At 75.3% G+C, this 22,567-nt stretch carries 21 protein-coding genes; 8 read left to right on the plus strand and 13 right to left on the minus strand.

Translation table 11 applies throughout. From position 1 onward, the window contains the following. The first annotated feature begins 2 nt into the window (after nucleotides 1-2). Nucleotides 3-1,169: a ribonuclease D gene (locus SK069_RS18115; protein ID WP_319955667.1), complete on the plus strand. Its 1,167-nt coding sequence runs from the start codon at nucleotides 3-5 to the stop codon at nucleotides 1,167-1,169. A 139-nt stretch (nucleotides 1,170-1,308) separates the two neighbouring features. On the opposite strand, the gene SK069_RS18120 is transcribed toward SK069_RS18115, so the two are convergent. After that, nucleotides 1,309-2,103: a hypothetical protein gene (locus tag SK069_RS18120; RefSeq protein ID WP_319955668.1), complete on the minus strand. Its 795-nt coding sequence runs from the start codon at nucleotides 2,101-2,103 to the stop codon at nucleotides 1,309-1,311. Between the two features lie 71 nt (nucleotides 2,104-2,174). Further along, entirely contained in the window at nucleotides 2,175-3,989 is a 1,815-nt protein-coding gene (locus SK069_RS18125) for a phosphatidylglycerol lysyltransferase domain-containing protein (protein ID WP_319955669.1), read from the minus strand. Nucleotides 3,990-4,194: 205 nt separating this feature from the next. Here SK069_RS18125 and bioB point away from each other — a divergent pair, with 205 nt between their 5' ends. The 3 genes from bioB (at nucleotide 4,195) to bioD (ending at nucleotide 7,385) form a co-directional block, all read left to right on the plus strand. Then, complete coding sequence (gene bioB / locus SK069_RS18130; protein WP_319955670.1) at nucleotides 4,195-5,397, plus strand: biotin synthase BioB; 1,203 nt, start codon at nucleotides 4,195-4,197, stop codon at nucleotides 5,395-5,397. A 72-nt stretch (nucleotides 5,398-5,469) separates the two neighbouring features. Next, nucleotides 5,470-6,693, plus strand: a complete 1,224-nt coding sequence (locus SK069_RS18135) for an aminotransferase class I/II-fold pyridoxal phosphate-dependent enzyme (protein ID WP_319955671.1) — start codon at nucleotides 5,470-5,472, stop codon at nucleotides 6,691-6,693. Continuing rightward, nucleotides 6,690-7,385, plus strand: a complete 696-nt coding sequence (gene bioD, locus SK069_RS18140) for a dethiobiotin synthase (protein ID WP_319955672.1) — start codon at nucleotides 6,690-6,692, stop codon at nucleotides 7,383-7,385. The genes SK069_RS18135 and bioD overlap by 4 nt, the downstream gene beginning before the upstream one ends. A gap of 10 nt (nucleotides 7,386-7,395) precedes the next feature. On the opposite strand, the gene SK069_RS18145 is transcribed toward bioD, so the two are convergent. Then, nucleotides 7,396-8,037, minus strand: coding sequence for a TetR/AcrR family transcriptional regulator (locus SK069_RS18145; protein WP_319955673.1), 642 nt, complete (start codon nucleotides 8,035-8,037; stop codon nucleotides 7,396-7,398). A gap of 51 nt (nucleotides 8,038-8,088) precedes the next feature. Between SK069_RS18145 and SK069_RS18150 the strand changes: the two genes are divergently transcribed. Together SK069_RS18150 and SK069_RS18155 are read left to right on the plus strand one after the other, a co-directional pair. After that, a complete protein-coding gene (locus SK069_RS18150) occupies nucleotides 8,089-9,594 on the plus strand; it encodes a flavin-containing monooxygenase (RefSeq protein ID WP_319955674.1) in 1,506 nt (501 codons plus the stop codon). Further along, on the plus strand, nucleotides 9,591-10,511 hold the full coding sequence (locus tag SK069_RS18155) for an oxygenase MpaB family protein (protein WP_319955675.1): 921 nt from the start codon (nucleotides 9,591-9,593) through the stop codon (nucleotides 10,509-10,511). The genes SK069_RS18150 and SK069_RS18155 overlap by 4 nt, the downstream gene beginning before the upstream one ends. A 118-nt stretch (nucleotides 10,512-10,629) precedes the next feature. On the opposite strand, the gene SK069_RS18160 is transcribed toward SK069_RS18155, so the two are convergent. The 5 genes from SK069_RS18160 to SK069_RS18180 all read right to left on the minus strand — a co-directional run bounded on the left by SK069_RS18160 (nucleotide 10,630) and on the right by SK069_RS18180 (nucleotide 14,931). After that, nucleotides 10,630-11,979, minus strand: a complete 1,350-nt coding sequence (locus SK069_RS18160; protein WP_319955676.1) for an adenosylmethionine--8-amino-7-oxononanoate transaminase — start codon at nucleotides 11,977-11,979, stop codon at nucleotides 10,630-10,632. 183 nt (nucleotides 11,980-12,162) lie between these two features. Beyond that, on the minus strand, nucleotides 12,163-13,287 hold the full coding sequence (locus SK069_RS18165; protein ID WP_319955677.1) for an LLM class flavin-dependent oxidoreductase: 1,125 nt from the start codon (nucleotides 13,285-13,287) through the stop codon (nucleotides 12,163-12,165). 67 nt (nucleotides 13,288-13,354) lie between these two features. Further along, a complete protein-coding gene (locus SK069_RS18170) occupies nucleotides 13,355-14,107 on the minus strand; it encodes a DUF72 domain-containing protein (RefSeq protein WP_319955678.1) in 753 nt (250 codons plus the stop codon). A gap of 6 nt (nucleotides 14,108-14,113) precedes the next feature. After that, nucleotides 14,114-14,524, minus strand: a complete 411-nt coding sequence (locus SK069_RS18175; RefSeq protein WP_319955679.1) for a DUF3618 domain-containing protein — start codon at nucleotides 14,522-14,524, stop codon at nucleotides 14,114-14,116. Next, nucleotides 14,521-14,931: a phage holin family protein gene (locus tag SK069_RS18180; RefSeq protein WP_319955680.1), complete on the minus strand. Its 411-nt coding sequence runs from the start codon at nucleotides 14,929-14,931 to the stop codon at nucleotides 14,521-14,523. The genes SK069_RS18175 and SK069_RS18180 overlap by 4 nt, the downstream gene beginning before the upstream one ends. Before the next feature lie 111 nt (nucleotides 14,932-15,042). On the opposite strand from SK069_RS18180, the gene SK069_RS18185 reads away from it, so the two are divergent. Then, a complete protein-coding gene (locus SK069_RS18185; protein WP_319955681.1) occupies nucleotides 15,043-15,429 on the plus strand; it encodes a DUF1304 domain-containing protein in 387 nt (128 codons plus the stop codon). A gap of 131 nt (nucleotides 15,430-15,560) precedes the next feature. Further along, entirely contained in the window at nucleotides 15,561-15,911 is a 351-nt protein-coding gene (locus SK069_RS18190) for a hypothetical protein (protein ID WP_319955682.1), read from the plus strand. Between the two features lie 40 nt (nucleotides 15,912-15,951). Here the strand turns inward: SK069_RS18190 and SK069_RS18195 are convergent, their stop codons facing one another. The 5 genes from SK069_RS18195 to mltG form a co-directional block, all read right to left on the minus strand. Further along, the gene (locus SK069_RS18195) at nucleotides 15,952-17,160 is read right to left on the minus strand and encodes a type II secretion system F family protein (protein ID WP_319955683.1); all 1,209 of its coding nucleotides are present in this window, start codon (nucleotides 17,158-17,160) and stop codon (nucleotides 15,952-15,954) included. A gap of 35 nt (nucleotides 17,161-17,195) precedes the next feature. Then, nucleotides 17,196-18,350, minus strand: coding sequence for a type IV pilus twitching motility protein PilT (locus tag SK069_RS18200; RefSeq protein WP_319955684.1), 1,155 nt, complete (start codon nucleotides 18,348-18,350; stop codon nucleotides 17,196-17,198). A gap of 85 nt (nucleotides 18,351-18,435) precedes the next feature. Next, nucleotides 18,436-20,211 (minus strand): GspE/PulE family protein, encoded by a 1,776-nt coding sequence (locus SK069_RS18205; RefSeq protein ID WP_319955685.1) that lies wholly within the window; start codon nucleotides 20,209-20,211, stop codon nucleotides 18,436-18,438. 118 nt (nucleotides 20,212-20,329) lie between these two features. Beyond that, entirely contained in the window at nucleotides 20,330-21,172 is an 843-nt protein-coding gene (locus SK069_RS18210) for a shikimate dehydrogenase family protein (RefSeq protein WP_319955686.1), read from the minus strand. Then, on the minus strand, nucleotides 21,169-22,567 hold a 1,399-nt coding region (mltG, locus tag SK069_RS18215; RefSeq protein ID WP_319955687.1), incomplete at its 5' end, for an endolytic transglycosylase MltG. The genes SK069_RS18210 and mltG, both read right to left, overlap by 4 nt.

Below are 22,567 nucleotides of genomic sequence, written 5' to 3' on the forward strand. Positions count from 1 at the left end.
GAGTGCCCCGCCCCACCGACACCATCGTCCAGGAGCTCGCCGACGCCGCCCGCGCCAGCGGCCGGCTCGGGATCGACACCGAGTTCGTCGGCGAGGGCCGGTACCGGCCGCTGCTGTGCCTCGCCCAGGTCGCCGTCGACACGCCGTCGGGCGGCGTGCGGATCGAGCTGCTGGACCCGATCGAGGACGAGTTCGACCCGACCCCCCTCGCGGAGGTCCTCGCGGACCCGGAGGTCGAGATCGTCCTGCACGCCGCACGACAGGACGTGGCGCTGCTGAAGCGCACGTGGTCGACCGACGTGCGCAACGTCTTCGACACGCAGGTGGCCGCGGGGTTCGCCGGGCTGCGCGCGCAGATGGGCTACGACGCCCTCCTGCGGGAGGTGCTCCGCGTGAAGCTCCAGAAGTCGGCGAGCTTCACCCGCTGGGAGCAGCGGCCGCTCTCCGAGGAGCAGCGTCGCTACGCCGCCGAGGACGTCCAGCACCTGCTGCAGCTCGCCGTCGCGCTGCAGAACCGGCTCGTCGACCTCGGCCGGCTCGACTGGGCGATCGAGGAGTGCCGCCCGCTCGAGGACGTCCGCGACAGCCGCGAGCCGACCGACCTCTTCCCGCGCCTCCCGCGCGTGGACCGGCTCGATCCGGGCCAGCGGGCCGTCGCGTTCTCGCTCCTCGTGTGGCGGGAGGAGACGGCCGCCCAGGTCGACCGGCCGCCGTCGACGGTCCTCCAGGACCAGACGCTCGTCGAGCTCGCCAAGCGCCGTCCCACGTCCCGCGACCGGCTCAAGCAGATCCGCGGGCTCTCGGAGGCGACGCTCCACCGCCGCGGCGACTCGCTGCTGGAGGCGATCGCTCGCGGTCGCGAGGCCGAGCCGATCCCCGTGACGATCGAGCGCCCGCCCCGCACCGATCCGGCGGACCCGGCCCTCGTCGTCCTCGCGGAGACCCTCGTGCGCACCCGCGCGGAGGAGGAGCACCTCGCCTACGAGCTCCTCGCCTCCCGCAGCGACCTGCAGCGGATCATCACCTCGTGGCGCGACGGGCGCGAGGACGACGGCATCCGCACGCTCCAGGGCTGGCGCGGGCAGCTCGTGGGCGGCGACGTGCTCGACCTGCTCGAGGGTCGCGCGTCCCTGCGCGTCGCCGACGGACGCGTCGCCGTCGATCGCTGACCGCGTCCCGAGCGCGCGCCGGCCGTCGCGGCGACGCTCGCACGCGCTCGGACGGGTGGGCCCGAGCCGGTCGCGGCCGGTTCGCCGGCCGGCCGACGCACGGGCCGCCGCGGCCAGCGGCGACCCGGCGTGCCCGGGGCTACTCCGCGGCGGCGACCCGCGCCTCGGCGAGCTTGCGTCGCAACCGGCGGATCTCGTCTCGCGCCTCGTCGAGCGCCGCCTGGAGGACCTGTCGCTCGGCCTGCTCCGACGGCGGACCCTCGTCGCCGCCCGGCAGGGCGACCAGCCGCGCGGTGGCGCCCTGTCGCGAGGTCGCCGGCGCCGGCGGTCGACCGCCACCGGCGGCGAGACGCTCGGTCAGCGCGGCCGCGCCACGGCCACGCCGCCCACCGGCCCACCGCTCGACGCCGACGTGCTCGTCGCGGCGACGCAGCGGACGCACCGTCGCCGGCGGCCCGTCCGCGAGCCGACCGGCGAGGACCTCGAGGGCCCGCGGCCCGTAGCGCCCCGCCCGGTCGAGGATCAGCGGATGGGCGCGCGGATCGGCGCGCTCGTCGACGCCCGGCCACCAGATCCGGGCCGCGCCGCCGAAGACGCCGAGCTGCGGCGGCAGCGCCGCGGAGAGCGCCCGGCTCGCCGGGCCGGTCCGGATCGCGCGGAGGGCGACGTTGCGACCGAGCGCCTCGCGGACGCGGCGCACGTCGAACGCCGGCCGGTCCTCGCCCGGCCGCGTCGACAGGCACACGAGGACCGCGTCGCGGTCCGGGTCCAGGACCTCCTCGGCGAGGGCGAGCCCGGCCTCCTCGCTCGCGACGACCGCGATGCCGAGGTCGACGGGGCGCGGCGAGCGCGTCGCCGGGCGCCGGGACCGGCGGCCCGTCCTCGGCGGCGCGGTGGCACCGGCGGTGGGCACGTCGATCGGGTCGTGACGCATGGGGCCTCCCAGGCGGGAAGGGATGGTCGGAGCAGAGCGCCGGCGCGTTCCCGGACGCTCCGTGGCGGACCCTAGACGGTGCGCCGGTCACCAACCGCCGGACCGTGGATCCGCCGCCCTCGCGCGTCGCGCAGCCGCTCGCGCAGGGCGGTCCACGCCGCGGGCGGGCGCAGCTGGCCCTCGACGACCATCGCCGCCCACATCGTCTGCAGCTGACGGCGGCGCCCGTCGTAGAGCATGTAGCGCGGCACCCACTCGGGCCGGAACTTCTGGTTGAAGCGGTGGAGCCGCTCGATCTGGAAGAACCGGTCGAGGACGAGCACCACGCGCCCCATCACCCGCTGGAACGGCGTGGCCGGCTCGTGGATCCAGCCGCGGTAGGCCGCGAAGTTCAGCGAGACCCGCTCGAGCCCGAGCTCCGCGGCCCGCTCGATCATCCGCACGACGAGGAAGTCGACGACCCCGTTGGGCAGGCCGCGCTCGTGCGGCGTGCTGGAGAGCGACCAGCAGCGGCCCGCGGGGGTCGGCACGACGTGGACGAAGGCCCGGACCCGCCCGTCGCCGTCGCGCGCGAGGACCCCCAGCGAGCTCGAGGCCGCCGGATCGCTCAGCGGCAGCTCCATGACGAAGCCGTGCGCCGCCTTCTCGCCCCAGGCGGCGATGACGTCGGCGACCTGCCGGCGCGTCGGCGCATCGAGGTCGCCGAGGCGCGCCACCTCCGCCCGGTAGCCCGCGCGCTCGACCCGGCCGACCGCCTGGCGGACCTTCTTCATCGGCCGTCCCTCGAGCGTGAACGCGGACGGCCGCACGACCGCCTCGTCGCCGACGTACATCGCCTTCAGCGGACGGCCGGCGACGCCGCGCGCCACCGTCCGCCGCGCGAGCTCCTCCGATGCGCCGAGGATCGCCATCGGCAGCCCGTGCTGGTCGGCGACCCCGCGCAGCTCGTCGAGCAGGTCGTCGACGGCGTCGTCGGGCCCGGAGGGCGCCCCGCCGACGAAGAGCACCCCGGCGGCCACGGAGCACGTTCCCGCCGCGCGCCCGTCGACGCTGACGCGCGGGACGAGGTCGGTCCGCCGCGCGAACCCGCTCAGCGTGTCGGTGCCGTGCGCGGCGATCAGGGCGTCGGCGCGGCGACGGTCGCCGAGGGCCGCCTCGAGCGGACCACGCCGGAACGCGTTCCACAGCGCCAGGAGCAGCACGGTGACGGCGGTCAGCGAGAGCGCCTCCGGCAGCCAGGCGAGCAGGTCGGGCATCGGCAGGGCGGTCTCGCGGGTCAGCGTGAGCTGGAGGAGCGCCTCGTGGACGAGCGTGCCCAGCGAGGGCTCGAGGCCCTCGCGCCACGTCACCGCCGCCAGCACGCCGACCGTCACGACGAGCAGCGACCCGAGGGCCCCGACGACCGAGGCCACGGCGGACGTCCGCCGGCCGACCGGCTCGACGTCGAAGGCGTCGCGCGTGCCCCAGAGGACCGCGGCGATCCCGGCGGTCGCCGCGGCCGTCGCGAGGTCGAGGCCCTTGGCGACGTTCAGCGCCGCCAGCACCGTCAGCGCGCCCACCGCGAGCTCGAGCGCCCGGCGGTGGCGCCGCGCCAGGTAGCGGCCCGTCAGGACGAGCACGACCCCGGCCGGCACCGCGAGCGTCCGCGCCAGCTCGGGGACCCCGCCGCCGACGACCTCGCGCAGCAGCGCCATCCGCCCGTCGTCGGCCGGGCTCACCGCCGACGCGAGGTTCGCGATGCCCGAGAGCAGCGCCGCGCCGCCCGCCACGAGCGGGACGTGGCGCCGCCACCGCTCGCCGCGCGTGAGGCGCAGGAGCACGGCCAGGACGAGCACGAGCAGCCCGAGCGCGAGGAGGGCCGTCAGGAGGCTGGAGCGCGGAAGCACGCGCGGGAGCGTGACGGCCGTGCCTCAAGATCGCCTGCAAGTGGCCGGGCGCCAGACCGATGGACGAGCGGCCGTTCCCTCCCCCCGGTGCGACGGGGATCCACCGAACGGGCGAGGGCGACGCCGCGGACGGACGGTAGGATCACGCGCCATCGGTCGCGTCCGCGCGGCCCTCTGTCGCTCGACCTGCCGATCCGGAGACCCGATGGCGCCGTTGATCACCCGTGAAGAGGCCCTGCGCCTCGGCCAGCTCGCCACCCAGGAGGAGATCCTCGCCCTGGTCGAGCGGGCGTGGGAGGCCCGCCAGGAGCAGTTCGGCGACTCGACCGACATGTGCTCCCTCGTGAACGCGAAGTCCGGCGGCTGCGCCGAGGACTGCGGGTTCTGCGCCCAGTCGCGCTTCGCCGAGGCGGAGACCCCGATGCACGCGATGATGGAGCCCGAGCAGATGCTCGAGCACGCGCGCGCGGCCGAGGCCGCCGGCGCGCACCGCTTCTGCATGGTCACCCAGGGCCAGGGGCTCTCCAACCGCGACTTCGAGAAGCTGCTCGAGGGCGCCCGGCTCGTCACCGAGCACACGAACCTCAAGCGCTGCGCGTCCGTCGGGCACATCAACCCCAAGCGCGCCAAGCAGCTGAAGGCGGCGGGCATCAACCGCGTCCACCACAACGTGGAGACGGCCCGCTCGTACTACCCCGAGGTCTCGACGACCGTCCGCTACGAGGGGCGCATCCGCACGATCGACGCGGTTCGCGAGGCCGGGCTGGAGACGTGCGTCGGCGGCATCCTGAACCTCGGCGAGTCGCCCGAGCAGCGCGTCGAGATGGCGTTCGAGCTCGCCGAGATCGATCCCACCTCGGTGCCGATCAACCTCCTGAACCCGCGTCCGGGGACGAAGTTCGGCGACCGCGACTACATGGATCCGTGGGAGGCGATCAAGTGGGTCGCCATCTTCCGCCTGATCCTCCCCAGCGCCCTGCTGCGCCTCTGCGGCGGCCGCGCCGAGAACCTGCGCGAATGGCAGGGGCTGGCCGTGAAGGCCGGGCTCAACGGCGTGATGATGGGCAACTTCCTCACGACGCTCAACAGCGACCCCGCGGACGACCGCGCGATGTTCGGCGAGCTCGGCCTGAACATCGCCCGGCACGCCGACAACGGGGCGAACCCGCGGCCCGACAACCGGTCGGGGCGCCTCGCGGGCGAGACGCCGGACGTCGTGGAGCAGTACCTCGACACGCCGGAGCAGGCGGAGGAGGCCGGGATCACGATCCGTCGCTGGGACCCCTCGACGCAGCTGCGCTACGTCGCGAAGGACAGGCAGGTCCCGACGCGCCCCGACGGCGCGCCGAACCGCTGGCCCGAGCGCGAGCTCGAGCCGACGCCGTCGGCCCCCGGCCTGGCCGTCTGAGCGCCCTCCGTCGCGCGGCCCGCGCGCGACGGGCACCGCCATGCGCACGTCCCCGATCCCGTCCCCGTCGCGATGAGCCGTCCCGCCGACGGCGATCCCGCCCTGCGGGCCCAGCTCGCGCAGCTCGAGCGCGAGGGGCTGCGGCGCTCCCTGCGGACCGTCGAGGGACCGGTCGGCCCCCGCGCCGTCGTCGACGGCCGCGAGCTCCTGCTGCTCTGCACGAACGACTACCTCGGCCTCGCCGGCGACGCCCGGGTCCGGGCGGCCGCCGCGCGCGCGGCGATCGACCACGGCGCCGGGGCGGGCTCGTCGCGGCTGATCGCCGGCACCCTGCGCCTGCACCGCGAGCTCGAGGACGAGCTCGCGCGGTTCGAGGGCACCGGCGGCGCCGTGCTCTTCGGCGCCGGGTTCCTCGCGAACGTCGGCGTCGTCGGCGCGCTGGCGCAGCGCGGCGGGATCGTCTGCAGCGACGCGCTGAACCACGCGTCGATCATCGACGGGGTCCGCCTGAGCGGCGCCGAGCGCGTGGTCTACCGCCACGGCGACTGGGAGCACCTCGACCACGAGCTGCGGATCCGGCACGAGACCGCGAGGCCCGCGCCGCTCGTCGTCACCGACGGCGTGTTCTCGATGGACGGCGACGTCGCCCCGCTGCCGGAGCTCGTCGAGGTCTGCCGCCGGCACGGGGCCCGGCTCGTCGTCGACGAGGCGCACGCCACCGGCGTCCTCGGCCCCGGCGGGCGGGGCAGCGTGGCGGCCGCCGGACTCGAGGGCGAGGTCGACGCGATCGTCGGGACGCTCGGCAAGGCGCTCGGGTCCAGCGGGGCGTACGTCGCGGCGCACCCCGACGTCGTGGCCTGGCTCGTGAACCGCGCCCGTTCGCTCATCTTCTCCACCGCCCCCGGCCCGCCGGCGATCGGGGCGGCGCTCGGCGCGCTCGAGGTGCTGCGGGCCGAGCCGGAGCGCACCGCGCGGCTGCGGGCCAACGCCGCGCTCGTGCGCGAGGAGCTGCGCGCTGCGGGCGTGCGGACGGACGTACCCGGCATCGACCCCGGCGACGTGGACCCCGGCGTCCCGATCGTCCCGATCGTCCTCGGCGCGGCCGACCGGGCGATGGCCGTCACCGGCGAGCTGCTCGAGGCCGGGATCTACGTCCAGGCGATCCGACCGCCGACCGTGCCCGACGGGACCTCGCGCCTGCGCCTCACGGTGTCCAGCGAGCACGAGCCCGACGAGCTGCGCGACGCCGTGCGGCGCCTGGCCACCGCGATCGACCGCCAGGCCGCGCCGGCTTGAGGGCCCTGCTCGTCACCGCGACCGACACCGAGGTCGGCAAGACGGTCCTCGCCGCCGCGCTCTGCGCCCGGCTGCGCGCCGACGGCGTCGCCGTGCGCGCGCACAAGCCGGTCGTCACCGGGCTCGACGACGCGGCGCCGCCCGGTGGCCGCGACCACGAGCTGCTGGCCGCCTGCACCGGCCAGCGGCCCGAGGAGGTCGCCCCGACGACCTACGGCCCGCCGGTCTCGCCGCACCTCGCCGCCGAGTTCGCGGGCGAGCGGCTGGACCCGGCGGACCTGCGCGCCGCGGCGCGCGCCGCCGGCGACGGCGCCGAGGCACTCGTCGTCGAGGGCATCGGCGGCCTGCTCGTGCCGTTCACCCGAGCGGGCTACGACGTGCGCGCGCTCGCGGTGGACCTCGCGCTGCCGCTCGTCGTGGCGGTGCGCCCCGGCCTGGGCACGATCAACCACGCGCGGCTGACCGTCGAGGCGGCGCGCGCCGCCGGCCTCGACGTCCGCGCCGTGGTCGTCACCCCGTGGGACGGCGGCGACGCGCGGCAGGAGGACAACCGGCGCACGATCGCCGAGCTCGTGGCGCCGGTTCCGGTCCACGTCCTGCCCCGGGCGGAGCTCACCCCGGCGGAGCTCGCCGCGGCGGCCGCCGACCTGCCCGTCGCGTCGTGGCTCGCGCCACGACCCGCGACCCGCTGAGCGACGCGCCTCAGGACGCGATCGCGCCCTCGTCGGCGACGACCCCCGCGACGTGCGCGAGGACGAGCCGGGCGACGTCGGCGACGAACGCCTCCCGCGGGATCGGCGGCGCGTCGACGACGTAGCGCAGCGGCAGCGACTGGGCGAGCTCCACGACGACCCACGTCAGGCGGTCCAGGGCGTCCGGCGAGAGCTCGACGTGCTGACGCGCGAGGGTCCCGAAGACGTAGTCCGTGACCCGCTCGCGGATCGCGCGCGTGAGCTCCGCCTGGCGCTCGGGCGGGATCCGCGCGACGAGCGCCCGCAGCAGCGGCGCCTGCTGCTCGAGCGCGGCGAGCACGGCGTCGATGACGCTCGTCGTGGCCGCGACCTGGTCCTCGCGGACCGCGCGGCGCAGGGCGGGGACGAGCTGCTCCTCGAACCGCGCGACGAACCGCGCGGTGACGGCCTCCAGCAGGGCATCGCGGTCCCCGAAGTACTGGTAGAGGCTGCCGGGGCTGACGCCGGCCTCGGCCGCGATCCGGTTCGTCGACGCAGCACGGTACCCATCGCGTTCCAGGACGCGAGCTGCGGCGTCCACGATCCGCTCCACCGTCCGTCGGGAGCGGTCCTGCTGCGGCTCGCGACGGCGGTTCGGGCGCACGGAGCTCATGCGTCCGAACGCGAGTAGAAGGCGAGCATTCGCTCACTTTACTCTCGCGGCATGGTCACCACCACCCGGCGACGGATCGCGATCATCGGCGCGGGCTTCAGCGGGATCGCGGCCGCGATCGCCCTGCGGGAGGCCGGCTACGACGAGCAGGTCGTCCTCGAGCGCGCCGACGAGGTCGGCGGCGTCTGGGCGCACAACACCTACCCGGGCGCCGCGTGCGACGTCCCGTCCTACGTCTACTCCTACTCCTACGCCCAGCGCCGCGACTGGAGCCGCCCGTGCTCGCCGCAGGCCGAGATCCAGCGCTATCTGCGCGACGTCGCGCGCGACCACGGGGTCCTCGACGACGTCCGCCTGGGCGCCGAGGTCGTCGAGGCCCGCTGGGACGAGGACGAGGCGACGTGGACCCTGACGCTCGCGTCGGGCGAGGAGCACGTCGCCGACGTGCTCGTCCCCGCCTGCGGCCAGCTCACCCGACCGGCGATCCCCGAGGTCCCCGGCCGCGAGCGCTTCGCCGGGCCCGCGTTCCACTCCGCGGCGTGGGACCACGACCTCGACCTCGCCGGCCGGCGAATCGCGGTCGTCGGGACCGGCGCCAGCGCGATCCAGTTCGTGCCGGAGCTCGCAGACGTCGCCGCGCGCGTCGACGTCTACCAGCGCTCGGCGCCCTACCTCCTCCCCCGTGCGAACGCGCCGTACCCGCCGCTCGCCCGCGCCGCGATCGAGCGCGTCCCAGGCGTGCAGCGCGTGCGGCGCGAGGGCGGTCGGCTGCTGCTCGAGGGGCTGATCGCCGGCTTCACCGTCCTGCCGCCGCTGCGCCTCGCGGTCGAGCGGGCGTCGCTCGGCTTCATGGCCCTCCAGACCCCGGACCGCGAGCTGCGGGCGAAGAGCCGCCCGGACCATCCGCTCGGATGCAAGCGGATGCTCTTCTCCAGCCGCTGGCTCCCGACGCTGGGCCGCGATCACGTCGAGCTCGTCACGGACGAGATCGACCACCTGACCGAGGACGGCGTCGTCACCGCCGACGGCGTCCACCGCCCGGCCGACGTCGTCGTCTGGGGCACCGGCTTCGAGACGCGGTTCGTCGCGCCGATGCGGATCGTCGGGCGCGGCGGGCGCGAGCTCACCGAGCAGTGGGGCGACGCGCCCCGGGCGCACCACGGCATCACCGTGCCGGGCTACCCGAACCTCTTCCTCCTCTACGGCCCGAACACGAACCTCGGCGTCGGCTCGGTCGTCGAGATGCTCGAGGCGCAGGCCGGGTACGTCGCGGACGCCGTCCGGACCCTCGACGCGCGCGACGCCGTCGCGATGGACGTCGACCCCGCCGTCGCCGCCACGTCGGACGCCGCGCTGCAGGCGCGACTCGGCGGCTCGATCTGGACCCGCTGCGGGAGCTGGTACCGGTCGCAGAACGGGCGGGTCACGACGAACTGGCCCGGGTTCATGCGCGAGTACGCCCGCCGCGTGCGGCGCGTCGAGGCGGACGAGTTCGCGTTCGTCGCGCGCGTCGACCGCCGCACCCCCCAGGGCGCCCGCGAGGCGGTGGCCGGATGAGCGTCGCCGTGGACCGTCGCGCGGGGAACGCCGGGCTGCGTCCCGGTCCGTGGGATCCGCGCGTGGGCGATCGCGGGTTGACGGCGGACGAGCTCGACGAGCTCGGCTTGCCGCTCGGGCCCGGCTCGCTGACCTGGGACCTGCTCGGCGACGTCCGCTCGATCCTCCTCGCGCAGCGCGCCGGGATCCTCCAGAACCTCCATCCGGTGATCTCGCAGGCGCTGGTGGACCAGTCGAACGTCTGGCGCGACCCGCTCGGCCGCCTCATGCGCTCGGCCGGCCCGATCCTCGGCGTGGTCTACGACGCCGAGGGCGCCGACACCGGGGGCACGGTGCGCGACGTCCATCGCGGCGTGCGCGGTCGGGATCCGGCGGGCCGGAGCTACCACGCGCTGGACCCGGAGGCGTTCTACTGGGCGCACGCGACGTTCTTCGAGAGCCAGATCGCCACGCAGCGCCTGTTCGGCACGCCGCTGAGCGTCGAGCAGGAGGAGCAGCTCTATCGCGAGTCGATCACCTGGTATGCCCGCTACGGGCTGAGCCTGCGTCCCGTGCCCCGGACGTACGAGGCGTTCCGCGTGTACTGGGCGGCGATGTTCGAGCGCGTTCTGCAGGCGACCCCGGTCGCGCGCTACGGGCTGCGGCCGATCCCGCACCAGCCCTCTCCGGAGGGGCTGCTGCCCGATCCGCTCTGGTGGCTCACGCGTCCCGCCGTCGTGCACGCCGTGCCGTGGCTCGGCCGCGTGACGCTGCCGCGCGAGGCGCGGCGCCTGCTGGGCGTACGGCGCTCGCCCGGCGACCTCGTGGCCCTCCACGCGCTGCGCGCGTCGGTCCGCCGGTCGTGGCCGCTCGTCCCCGAGCCCCAGCGGCGGGCGGCCCGGGCGCGCGCCGCGGACCGGCGCCTCGGCCTCGCCTGAGCGTCGCACCACCGAGCGCCGGCCGGCGCGGGATCGCGGGCGCCGTGCGGCCGCGCCGCGCACCCGACGACGCCCGCGAGCGTCGCCCACCGGGTCGCGACGATGGCGGGCCGGCGGCTCAGGCGACCGCCGCGGCGGCGCAGACGGCGGCGCAGATCGTCGCCAGGTCCTCGTCGTCGGTCGCGTAGGGCGGCATGACGTAGACGAGGTCCCGGAAGGGCCGGATCCACACGCCGCGCTCCAGCGCCGCCGCGGTCGCCGCCGCGACGTCGACGGGGTGGTCGAGCTGGACGACCCCGATCGCCCCGAGCACGCGGAGGTCGGCGACGCCGGGGAGCGCGCGCGCCGGCTCGAGCGCGGCCCGCAGCCCGGCCGCGATCCGCGCCACGTCCGCCGCCCAGTCGCGCTCGAGCAGCAGGTCGATCGAGGCGCAGGCGATCGACGCGGCGAGCGGGTTGGCCATGAACGTCGGCCCGTGCATGAGCACGCCGGCCTCGCCGCGGCCGATCTCCTCGGCGACCCGGTCGGTGCAGAGGACGGCCGCCATGGTGCAGTAGCCGCCGGTCAGCGCCTTGCCGACCGCCAGGACGTCGGGGACGACGCCGGCGTGCTCGCAGGCGAAGAGGGCGCCGGTGCGACCGAACCCCGTGGCGATCTCGTCGAGGACCAGCAGCAGGTCGTGCTCGTCGCAGAGCTCGCGCAGCACCCGCAGGTAGCCCGGCGCGTGGAACCGCATGCCGCCGGCCCCCTGCACGACCGGCTCGACCACGATCGCCGCGAGCTCGTCCGCGTGGCGGGCGACGGCGGCCCGCAGCGTCGAGACGTAGCCCTCGTCGAGGGGCGCGTCGACGCCGGGCGGCGGGGCGTCGACGAAGACGTGCTCGGGCAGCACCGGCGCGAACAGGTGGTGCATGCCGCCGACGGGGTCGCAGACGGCCATCGCCCCGAACGTGTCGCCGTGGTAGCCGCCGCGCCAGGTGAGCAGCCGGTGCCGGCCCGGCCGGCCGCGCGAGAGCTGGCGCTGGAGGGCGACCTTGATCGCGACCTCCATCGCCACCGACCCCGAGTCGGCGAGGAAGACGCGGCGCAGCGGATCGGGCGCGAGGTCGACGAGTCGCGCGGCGAGGCGCACGGCCGGCTCGTGGGTGAGCCCGCCGAACATGACGTGCGCCATCCGGTCCAGCTGGCCACGCGCCGCCGCGTCGAGCTGCGGCACGCGGTAGCCGTGGATCGCCGCCCACCACGACGACATCCCGTCGATCACCGTGCGGCCGTCGGCGAGCGTCAGCCGCACGCCCTGCGCGGCCGCGACGACCGGCAGCGCGGCGTCGCGCTCGGGCGGGGCGTAGGGGTGCCAGAGGTGCGCGCGATCCAGCCGGTCGATCGCCGCCGGGTCGAGCGGCCCGTCGCCCCGCGCCGCGGCGCGGTCGGCGTCGAGCAGGGCGGGCGAGGACGGGGACGCGGCCATCGGTCCCGATCATCGCGCAGCCGGGGTCGGCGCCTCGTCCCGACCGTCGGTGCCCCGGCACGGGACCGTCCCGTCCTCGCCGACGCGAGTCATCCAGGACCGGGATCCCGGTTCCAGGTGACTCGAGTCATCCAGGACCGGGATCCCGGTTCCAGGCGACTCGAGTCACCCGGGACCGGGAGGTCAGGCGCCGGCGGGGTCGGCCACCGGGGCCGCGTCCGTCCGATCCTCGACCGCCGGCGCGCGCCGCGCGAGCTCCGCGCGCACGATCGGCGCGACTTCGGTGCCGAGGAGCTCGATCGACCGCAGGACGTCGGCGTGGCGGACCGCGCCGAGGCTCGAGTGCAGCAGGTAGCGCTGATGCCCCAGCCGCTCGTGCTGGGCGAGGATCTTCTCCGCGACCTGCTCCGGCGACCCGATCATGAGCGCGCCGTCGGGCGTGCGCATCTGGTCGAACTGCCGGCGCGTGGTGGGCGGCCACCCCCGCTCCCGCCCGATCCGGGTCATCATCGCCGCCCAGGAGGGGAAGAACGCGTCGACGGCCTCGCGCTCGGTCCGGGCGACCAGGCCGTGGGTGTTGATCGCCACCGGCACGACGTCGGCGTCGGCGACCGCCTCCCCCGCCTCGGCGCGCTGGCGCCGCCCCTCGTCGACGGCCCGGCGGTGCAGGCCGACGAGCGGCTCGAAGCTCGTCCACGCCCCGCCGATGATCGCGATCGCCAGCGGCAGGCCGAGCAGGCCGGCGCGGGCCACCGACTGCGGCGTGCCGCCGACGGCGATCCAGACGGGCAGCGGGTCCTGCACCGGGCGCGGGTAGATCGTCGCGGCCTCGAGCGGCGAGCGGTGACGTCCCTGCCACGTGACGGGGCCGCCCTCGCGCAGCCGCAGCAGCAGGTCGAGCTTCTCGGCGAACAGCTCGTCGTAGTCCTGCAGGTCCTGGCCGAAGAGCGGGAAGGACTCCGTGAAGGACCCGCGGCCGGCCATGATCTCGGCGCGTCCGCCCGAGATGAGGTCCACGGTCGAGAACTGCTGGAAGACCCGGACCGGGTCCTCGGAGGAGAGCACGGTCACGGCGCTGGAGAGCCGGATCCGCCGGGTCTGCGCCGCCGCGGCGGCGAGCGCGGTCGTCGGCGAGCTCACGAGGTAGTCGGCGCGATGGTGCTCGCCGATGCCGAAGACGTCGAGGCCGACCTCGTCGGCGAGGCGGACCTCCTCCAGCAGCTCGCGCATCCGGCGCTCGGGCGCGACCGGCTGGCGCGTGTCCGGGTCCTCGTAGAGGTCGGCGAAGGTGACGAGTCCGAGTTCCATGGTGCTGGCTCCCGCGGGACGATGGCTGATGTTGCCCGCGCAGCGAGTATAGCGGACCGCGGTCCGCTTAGTGTCGGTCGGGACCGACGTGCAGCCGGTCGGCCAGCCCGAGGGCGTTGCGCACGGCGAACGCCTCCCAGTCGTTGTTGAAGTACGCGAGCACCTCGACGTCCCGCCCCAGGCGGTCGATCCGCGCGGCCCACTCGTCCAGCTCGGTCGGGGCGTAGTTGCCGCGACGCCCGCGCCGGCCGTGATGGAAGCGCAGGAAGGCGAAGTCGGCCGTGACCCGGACCTCGTCGAACGGGCGGTCGGGGTGATCCCCGTGGACGAGGGCCATCCCGTGCGCGCGCAGCAGCTCGTAGACCGGCTCGACGAACCAGCTCGGGTGGCGGAACTCCCACGCGTGGCGTCCCGGCGGCAGGCGCTCGAGCGCGGCCGCGAGTCGCTCGTCGTCCCGCGGGAACCGCTCGGGGAGCTGCCAGAGCACGGGCCCGAGCCGGGACGAGCCGGCCAGCGGCCCGAGGCCCGCGTAGAACCGCTCGAGGCCCTGCTCCATGTCGCGCAGCCGCCGCATGTGCGTGAGGTACCGGCTGCCCTTGACCGCGAACAGGAAGTCGTCGGGCACCTGCTCGAGCCACCGGGCGGCGGTCTCCGGCCGCAGGAGGCGGTAGAAGGTCGCGTTGACCTCGACGGTGTCGAACCGCTCGGCGTAGCGGGCGAGCCAGCGCGACGTCGGCAGCCCGGGCGGGTACAGCGCGCCGCGCCAGGAGCGGTAGTTCCAGCCGGAGCAGCCGATCCTGATGCGCGGCGCGCCCGCCATCGCGGCTCAGCGCCGTCGGGCGCGCACCACGAGGACCGCGAGGAGCACCACCGCGGCGGCGGCCGCGATCGCGCGGCGCGGGTCCTCGCGCGCCCGGTCGGCGGCGCGGCCGGCGTCGGCGCCGGCGTCCGCGGCCCACCCGTCGGTGGCGGCACGCCACTCCGTCGCCTTCTCCTGGGCGCTCGCGCGCACCTCGGCGGCCTTCTCCTGCGCCGCGCCGGCGAGCTCCGTCGCCTTCTCGCGCGCCTCGGCGACCTTCTCCTGCGCCTGGTCCTTGACCTCGGCGGCCGTCTCCTCCGCCCGGGCCTTGACGTCGACCTTCTGGGCGAGCGCCTCGACGGTCTCGCCGAGCTCCTCGCGCGTCTGCTCGATCTCCTCGCGCAGCTCCTCGGCGTCCTGCTCGTGGTCCTGGCTCATCGGTCGTGCACCCGCTCCTTCACCTCGTCGACGTCGGCGCGCACGCTCTCGGTCGCCTGCTCCGGCACCGGCGGCGTGGCCCGCTGCACCTGCCCCTTGCCCGTGAGCGCCATGACGCCGGACAGCGCGAGCAGCGCCGCGCCGACGATCAGCGCCGCGAGCCACGCGTCCAGCGCGGTGGCAAGGCCGATGATGGCCGCCGCGACGAGCGCCCCGACGCCGAAGAGGGCGGTGAGGCCGGCGGCGCCGAAGAGGCCGGCACCGGCCCCGGCGCGGCGCCCCTTCTCGCGGAGCTCGAGCTGCGCGAGCCGGAGCTCCTGCCGCACGAGGGTCTGCGTCTGCTCCGTCGCGCGCTGCAGCAGCTCGGCGAGCGAGGCGTCCTGCTGTCGGTCCTCCGTCTGCACCATGGCGGTCGGCTACCCGCGACCCGCGAAGCCGACACGCGGGTGCCGCGGTCCGGGTCGGCGACTATCCTGCGGCGACCGTCGGGCGGGCCTCGGCCCGGGAAGGAGCGCACCATGGTCGTCGCCGGAGCCGCGATCTGCGCGATCGCCGCGCTGATCCACGTCTACATCTTCGTCCTCGAGTCGCTGCGCTGGACGAGCCCGACGACCCGCGCGGTCTTCGGCACGACCCCCGAGCAGGCCGAGGCCACGCGGGAGCTCGCCTACAACCAGGGCTTCTACAACCTCTTCCTCGCCGTCGAGATCGCCGTCGGCGTCGTCGTGCTGGCCGTCGGCGACGAGGCGATCGGCGCGACGCTCGTGCTCGCGGGCGCGGCCTCGATGGTCGCCGCCGGCCTCGTCCTCCTGGTGTCCTCGCCCGACAAGGCGAGCGCGGCGCTGAAGCAGCTCGTGCCGCCCCTGGCGGGGATCGCGCTGCTCGTCGTCGGCCTCGTGGCCTGATCGCTGGCCGGGGCCGGGGCCGTCCGGACGCGGCCGGCCGCGCCCCGCCGAGTGGACGCTCGACCGGTGCCCGTCGCGCCGATCACGCCACGACAGCACGACGCGGCGCGAAGCGCGGTAGCTTCCGGTCCTTGACCTCCCCGACGCCGCCCAAGGACTTCAGCGACCTCGACGGTGGCCCGGAGGCCCTGGAGATCATCCGCAGCGCGCGCGACCTGCAGCAGCAGGGCCGCCTGAGCGCCAAGGACGAGCGCGACGCGCTCGAGCTCATCGTCCAGCACTTCTCCGGCCGCTCGCTGGACCGCCAGCGCGGCAAGGCGATCACGAAGCTCGTCCAGGCGATGAAGCTCGCCGCCCGCCACCCCGACGAGACGACCGCCCCGAAGTTCGTCCTGCTCCTGCACTCGCTGCTGGACACCCGCCCGGATCCCGCGCCGCTCCCCGAGGAGCTCAGCGAGGAGCCGAAGCCCGACCGTCGCTGACGCGGCGACGCCGGGCGGCGCGACCGCCCGGCGCGACCGGCTACTTGATCGCGTCGTAGACGGAGAAGAGCGGCAGGTACATCGAGATGACGATGAAGCCGACCATGCCGCCGACGACGACGATGAGGACCGGCTCGAGGATCGAGGTCAGCGCCTTGACGGCGGCGGCGACCTCGGACTCGTAGAAGTCGGCGATCTTGCTCAGCATCTCGTCGAGGGCGCCGGTCTCCTCGCCCACGCCGACCATGTGGGAGACCATCGGCGGGAAGATCTCCTCCTCGCGCAGCGGCGACTGGATCGTGCCGCCGCGGCGGACGCTCTCGTTCACGCTGCCCATCGCGTCCTCGATCAGCGCGTTGCCGGACGTCCGGCCGGTGATGTCGATCGCCTGCAGCAGCGGGACGCCGGCGGCCACGAGGGTGCCGAGGGTGCGCGACCAGCGGGCGATCGCGACCTTGCGCACGATCTCGCCGATCTTCACCGGGAGCTTCAGCAGCAGGCGGTCCTTCGTCCGGCGGCCGTTCTCGGTCCGCACGTACTGGCGCAGGGCGAGGAACGTCGCGCCGATGCCGAGGAAGATCGCCCACCAGTAGCCGGTGACGACGTCGCTCATGCCGACGGTGATCTTCGTGATGAACGGCAGCTCGGCGTTGAAGTCCTCCAGCACGCCGACGAAGACCGGGACGAGGAAGGCGACGAGCGCCATGAGCACGAGCATCGCGAAGCTGATGACGACGCCCGGGTAGACCATCGCGCTCTTCACCGCGCGGCGCAGCTCGGCGTCCTTCTCGAGCTGGTCGGCGGCGCGGTTCAGGGCGTCCTCGAGCACGCCGCCGATCTCGCCGGCGTGGACCATCGCGACGTACAGGCGGTTGAAGACCCGCGGGTGCTTGTCGAGCGCCTCGGAGAGCGACGCGCCGTTCTCGACGTCGGAGCGCACGGTCGTGAGGACCTCGCGCAGCTTGTCCTTCTCCGTCTGCTGCTCGAGGACCGCGAGCGCCCGCAGGACCGTCATGCCGGACGAGATCATCGTCGCGAACTGCCGGCTGAACACGACCATGTCGTGCGGCGTGATGCGCTCGAGGACCTTGATCTCGACGTTCCACGCGGCGCGCTTCAGGTCGACGGACAGCGGCACGAGGCCGCGCTGGCGCAGCGCCTCGGTGACGGCGTCGGCGTTCTCGGCGTCCAGCTCGCCCTTGGCGCGGGCGCCGCGGGGATCGAGGGCGACGTAGGCGAAGGTGCTCACGGTGGCGGGCTCGTTCTGGAGGGGTGGCGGGCGCGCTAGATCGCGGTCAGCTGCGGGGCGTCGTCGCCGACGGGCGGCGCGCCGCCGACGGCGTCGATGCCGGCCCGCTGCGTCTCGCGCGGGTCGACGGCCTTCTCGAGCAGCCGGCGGAAGTCGGAGACGTCGTTGGCGCGCGTCTCGGCGACGGCGCGGGAGAGCTTCCCGGCGTTGACGAGCTCGACGAGCGACGCCTCGAGCGTCTGCATGCCGTAGCGCGCGCCGGTCTGGATCGCCGAGCGCAGCTGGTGCGTCTTGCCCTCCCGGATGAGGTTGCGGATCGCGGCGGTCGGGATCATCACCTCGAGCGCCGCGCAGCGGCCGAGGCCGTCGGCGGTCGGCAGGATCTGCTGGCAGACGACGCCCTGCAGGGCGGCGGCCAGCTGCATCCGGACCTGGTTCTGCTGGGCGGCCGGGAACGAGTCGATGATCCGGTCGACGGTCTGCGGCGCGTCCTGGGTGTGCAGCGTCGCGTAGACGAGGTGGCCGGTCTCCGCCGCGGTCAGCGCCGTGCCCATCGTCTCGAGGTCGCGCATCTCGCCGACGAGGATCACGTCGGGGTCCTGGCGCAGCGCGGCCTTCAGGGCCAGCGAGAAGCTCGGCGCGTCCGTGCCGAGCTCGCGCTGGTTGACGATGCACCCCTTGTGCGGGTGCAGGACCTCGATCGGGTCCTCGATCGTGAGGATGTGGTCGTGCCGGTTCTCGTTGATCCGGTCGATCATCGCCGCGAGCGTCGTCGTCTTGCCCGAGCCGGTCGGACCGGTGACGAGCACGAGCCCGCGCGGCTTCTCCGTGAGGTCGGTGAGGACCTCGGGCAGGCCGAGCTCGGCGAGCGTCCGGATCCGGTCCGGGATGAGGCGCAGCGCCGCGCCGGTGGCGCCGCGCTGCTGGAACGCGTTGACGCGGAAGCGGGCGACGCCCGGCACCGGATAGGCGAAGTCGACCTGGCGCTCGGTCTCCAGCCGCTGGCGCTGGGTCGTGGAGAGCAGCCCGTAGACGAGCTCGCGGCAGGTCGCGACGTCCATCACGTCCTCGCCGACGGGCGCGAGCCGGCCCCGGACGCGGATCATCGGAGGGCTCCCGGCGGTGAGGTGGAGGTCGGACGCCTCCTGCTCGATCATCGCCTGGACCAGGTCGGGGAAGTGGACGGCCATCTCCCTCGACCGATCGGACGGAGGTCGGCGTCGCCGGACGGTGGGCGCAGCCGCGTGGACGAACGTCCGGGCCCGGGGTGGCCGGTCAGCGCGCGTCGCCGGTGACGCGCGCGACCTCGGCGAGCGTCGTCCGGCCGGCGAGGACCTTCGCGATCCCGTCCTCGCGCAGGCGCCGCATGCCGCCGGCCACCGCCGCGCGGCTGATCGCCTCGATCGGCGCGCGCTCGACGATGAGCCCGCGGATCGCCTCGTCGATGATCATGACCTCGTAGAGCCCGAGCCGGCCGCGGTAGCCCGTGTCGCCGCAGCGCGCGCAGCCGACGGCCTCGAAGAGCTCGACCTCGTCGTCGGCGAAGGCCACGCCGTGCTGGCGGATGAGGTCGCCGGAGACGGTCACCGGCTGGCGGCACGCCGAGCAGAGGGTCCGGGCGAGGCGCTGGGCGACGACGCAGTCGATCGCGGAGGCGACGAGGAACGGCTCGACGCCCATCTCCAGCAGCCGGGTCACGGCGGTCGGCGCGTCGTTCGTGTGCAGCGTGGAGAGCACGAGGTGGCCGGTGAGGGCCGACTCCACGGCGATCTTCGCCGTCTCCGCGTCGCGGATCTCCCCGACCATGATCACGTCGGGGTCGGCGCGCATCATCGAGCGCAGGCCGTTGGCGAAGGTCATCCCGCGCCGCTGGCTCACCTGCACCTGGGTCACGCCGTCGAGCTGGCGCTCGACGGGATCCTCGATCGTGACGATGTGGCGGTCGCTCGTGTTCAGGCGCTGCAGCGCGGCGTAGAGCGAGGTCGACTTGCCCGACCCGGTCGGGCCGGTCGCGAGGATCGCGCCGTAGGGCTTGCGGAAGGCCCGCTCGAACCGCTCGCGGTCCTCCTCCTGCATCCCGAGCCGATCGAGCGTGATGACGCCGTCGTCGCGGTCGAGGATCCGCAGGACGACCGACTCGCCGTGGACCGACGGCAGCGTCACGGCGCGCAGGTCGACGCGCCGGCCGTCGATCGTCAGGGTCACGCGCCCGTCCTGGGGCATGCGCCGCTCGGCGATGTCGAGCTCCGCCATGACCTTGATCCGGGAGACGAGCCCGGGGACCAGCGCCTTCGGCACGGTCGCCGTCTCCTGCAGCACGCCGTCGATCCGGAACCGGACGCGCATGCCGTGGGTCATCGGCGAGAAGTGGACGTCGGAGGCGCGGCGCTCGATCGCCTGCGCGAGCACCGTGTTGACGAGCGCGATGACCGGCCCGTCCTCGGAGCCCGAGCGGAGGTCGACGAGGTCGACGGCCTCGTCGACCTCGGCCTCGTCGGGCGTCGCCTGCTTCACCGCCTCGTCGAGCCGCGTCATCGACGCCAGCCGCGTCTGGACGTCCTCGCGCGCGGCGACGGCGAGCTTCACCTTGGACCGGGTGAGCATCGCGAGGTCCTCCGCGATGAGGGCGTTGCTCGGGTCGGCGACGGCGACGAGCACCGCACCGTCGATCCGGGCGACGGGGACCGCCTGGTACGTGCGCGCCTCGTCGGCGCCGAGCGTGGAGAGCACCGCCGGGTCCGGCTGGACGTTCGCGAGGTCGAGGTGCAGCAGGCCGTGGCGGTCGGCCAGCGCGCGGGCGAGCTGGTCCGAGGTCACGACCCCGAGCTCGACGATCGCCCGGTCCAGCGGCAGGCCGCGCTCGCGTGCGGTGGCCAGCGCGTCGGCGATCCGGATCTCGTCCGCGCCGCGCGCGACGAGGACCTCCGGCAGCGACCGACCGGCCAGCTCGGGGCGCGGGCTCGTCAGCGCACGGTCGAGCGGCAGGGCGCCCCGAGGATGGTCCTCGACCCCCGGGTCACTGCGCGCGTCGACGGCAGGATGGTCCAGCACGGTCAACGGAGTATCGGCGATCAGCAGCGGAAACCTGAACTCGACAAGCGCACGACCGACCATGCCGCTCGACGTACGGCGTCCGCGGCGCGCCCTCGACGCGCGTGCCCACGGGGGCTCAGGCCGCCCGCGCCGCGCGATCCATCGTCGCCCGCGGCGCCGGACGACCCGTCCAGCGCTCGAGGCTCCGGGCCCCCTGGGCGACGAGGATCGCGAGGCCGTCGACCGTCCGCGCTCCGGCGCGGGCGGCGGCCTCCAGCAACGCGGTGCCCTCCGGCCGATAGACCATGTCGACGACCATCCCGTGGTCGGCGAGGTCGCTCGCCACGAGCGGCAGCGCGCGGAACGTCTCGCCCGGATCGTGGAGGCCCACGGCCGTCGACTGGACGAGGACGTCCCCCGGGGAGACCACCTCGACCGCGTCGATCGCGAGGTCCTCGGCCAGGGCGCGGGCCCGCTCGGGGGTCCGGTTCCAGACGCGCACGCTCGCGCAGCCCGCCTCGCGCAGCGCCCACGCACAGGCTCGGGCGCTGCCGCCGGCGCCCAGCACCGTCGCCGTCCGCCCGGCGAGCGGCTCGCCGATCGCGTCGAGCAGCCCGGGCGCGTCGGTGTTGTCGGCCTCGAGCGTGCCGTCGGTCCGGACGCTCAGCGTGTTCGCCGCGCCGATCTCGCGTGCCGCGGGCGTGGCGACGTCCGCGCCGGCCAGCGCGGCGTGCTTGTGCGGGATCGTGACGTTCGCGCCGGCGAAGCCCGTCCCGGCGAGCGCCCGGATCGTCTCCTCGATCGCGTCGGGCGGCACCGGCAGCAGCCCGTAGGACCAGTGGCCGAGCCCGAGCTCGGCGAGCGCGGCCCCCTGCATCGCCGGCGAGCGGCTGTGCGCGACCGGCCAGCCGAGCACCCCGAGCCGCCACGCGGTGGCCGGGTCGGCGACGCCGACCGGCTGCGGCCCCTCCGCGCTCACCGCTTGCGGCAGTTCGTCGCGTCGGACGGGTCGCGGCCGAGGCGCTTGCGCTCGGACTCGTAGAAGGCGGCGTCGCGGTTGAACTGCTCGGCGGAGGAGGAGAAGTTGTGACGGCCCTTGCCGCACGGGCGCACGACGTAGTACGTCGCGTCGGTCCGCGCGGGGTTGGCGGCGGCCACGATCGCCGCCCGTCCCGGGCTGCCGATCGGCGTCGGCGGCAGGCCCTTGCGCAGCCGCGTGTTGTACGGCCCGGGCCGGCGCAGCTCGCTCTGGCGCAGCGGGCGGGTCCAGTTGCGCTCGGCGTACCGGATCGTCGCGTCGATGTAGAGGGGCGTGCCCTCCTTCAGGCGGTTGTAGATGACCGCCGCGACGAGCCGCCGCTCCGACGGCACGCGGACCTCGCGCTCGATGAGCGAGGCGATGATGAGGACGTCGTAGCGATTGAGGTTCGCGCGGCGCGCCCGCTTCCACGAGATGCCGCGGATGTTGCGCCGGAACGCGCCGATCTGCTCGTCGACGAGCCGCCGGGCGGTCGCGTTGCCGCGGGTCAGCTCGAACGTCGCCGGGAAGAGGAAGCCCTCCAGCCCGCTGCGGGACCGGGGCTGACCGTAGTCGTGGGGATCGAAGCCCGGGCTGCTCGCCGACGCGGACAGGTAGCTGCCCCGCACGCCCGCCTCGCGGGCCACGCGCGCCGCCTCGCGCCGCGAGAGGCCCTCGGGCACGGTGACGTTCACGGTCGCCGGCGGGAGCGGGTCCTGCTGCAGCGCGTCGATCGCGGCGCCGTAGGACATGTCGCGCCGCAGCTCGAGCCGTCCGGCGCGCAGGTCGCCCGCCGCCCCGCTGAGGCGCGCGCGCACCGCGAAGAACGTCGCGTTGCTCACGACGCCGTTCTCGTGCAGCAGGCGCCCGATGTCGTCGACCGACGAGCCGGGCGGGATGGTCACGACGACGCGCCCCTCCCCCCCGCCCTTCAGCGGCTGGAAGAGCACCACGCCGACGACGATCGCGACGAGGATCGGCACGAGGACGAGGAACGCGGCGAGACGCGAGACGCCGCGCCGCGCCGGCGCCGTGCGCGGCCCGAGGACGGTCGCGGGGCCGCCGCCGGGGCCGGGCGCGGTCCCCGTGCGGCGCTGGATCTTCGCCCGGCGCTTCGCCAGGCGGATCTCCTGGCGCTCGCTGCGCGTGGCCGGCGGGCGCTGCGCGGCGGCCGCGCGCTCCTGCTGCGCGGCGGCCCGTTGCGGCGCGCGCTCTTGCTTCGCGGAGCCGTCCCGCCGCGAGCAGCGCGCATGGCGCAGCAGGCCGGCGGCAGCGCGGACGAGGACTCGCGCGCGGCGGCGGTCCTGCTGGAGGAGTGGCTGCGGGTGCGCGGCGGCTGACGTGCGCCGCCCGCAG

The sequence above is a fragment of the Patulibacter brassicae genome (genome assembly GCF_033949425.1).
Taxonomy (GTDB): Bacteria; Actinomycetota; Thermoleophilia; order Solirubrobacterales; family Solirubrobacteraceae; genus Patulibacter; species Patulibacter brassicae.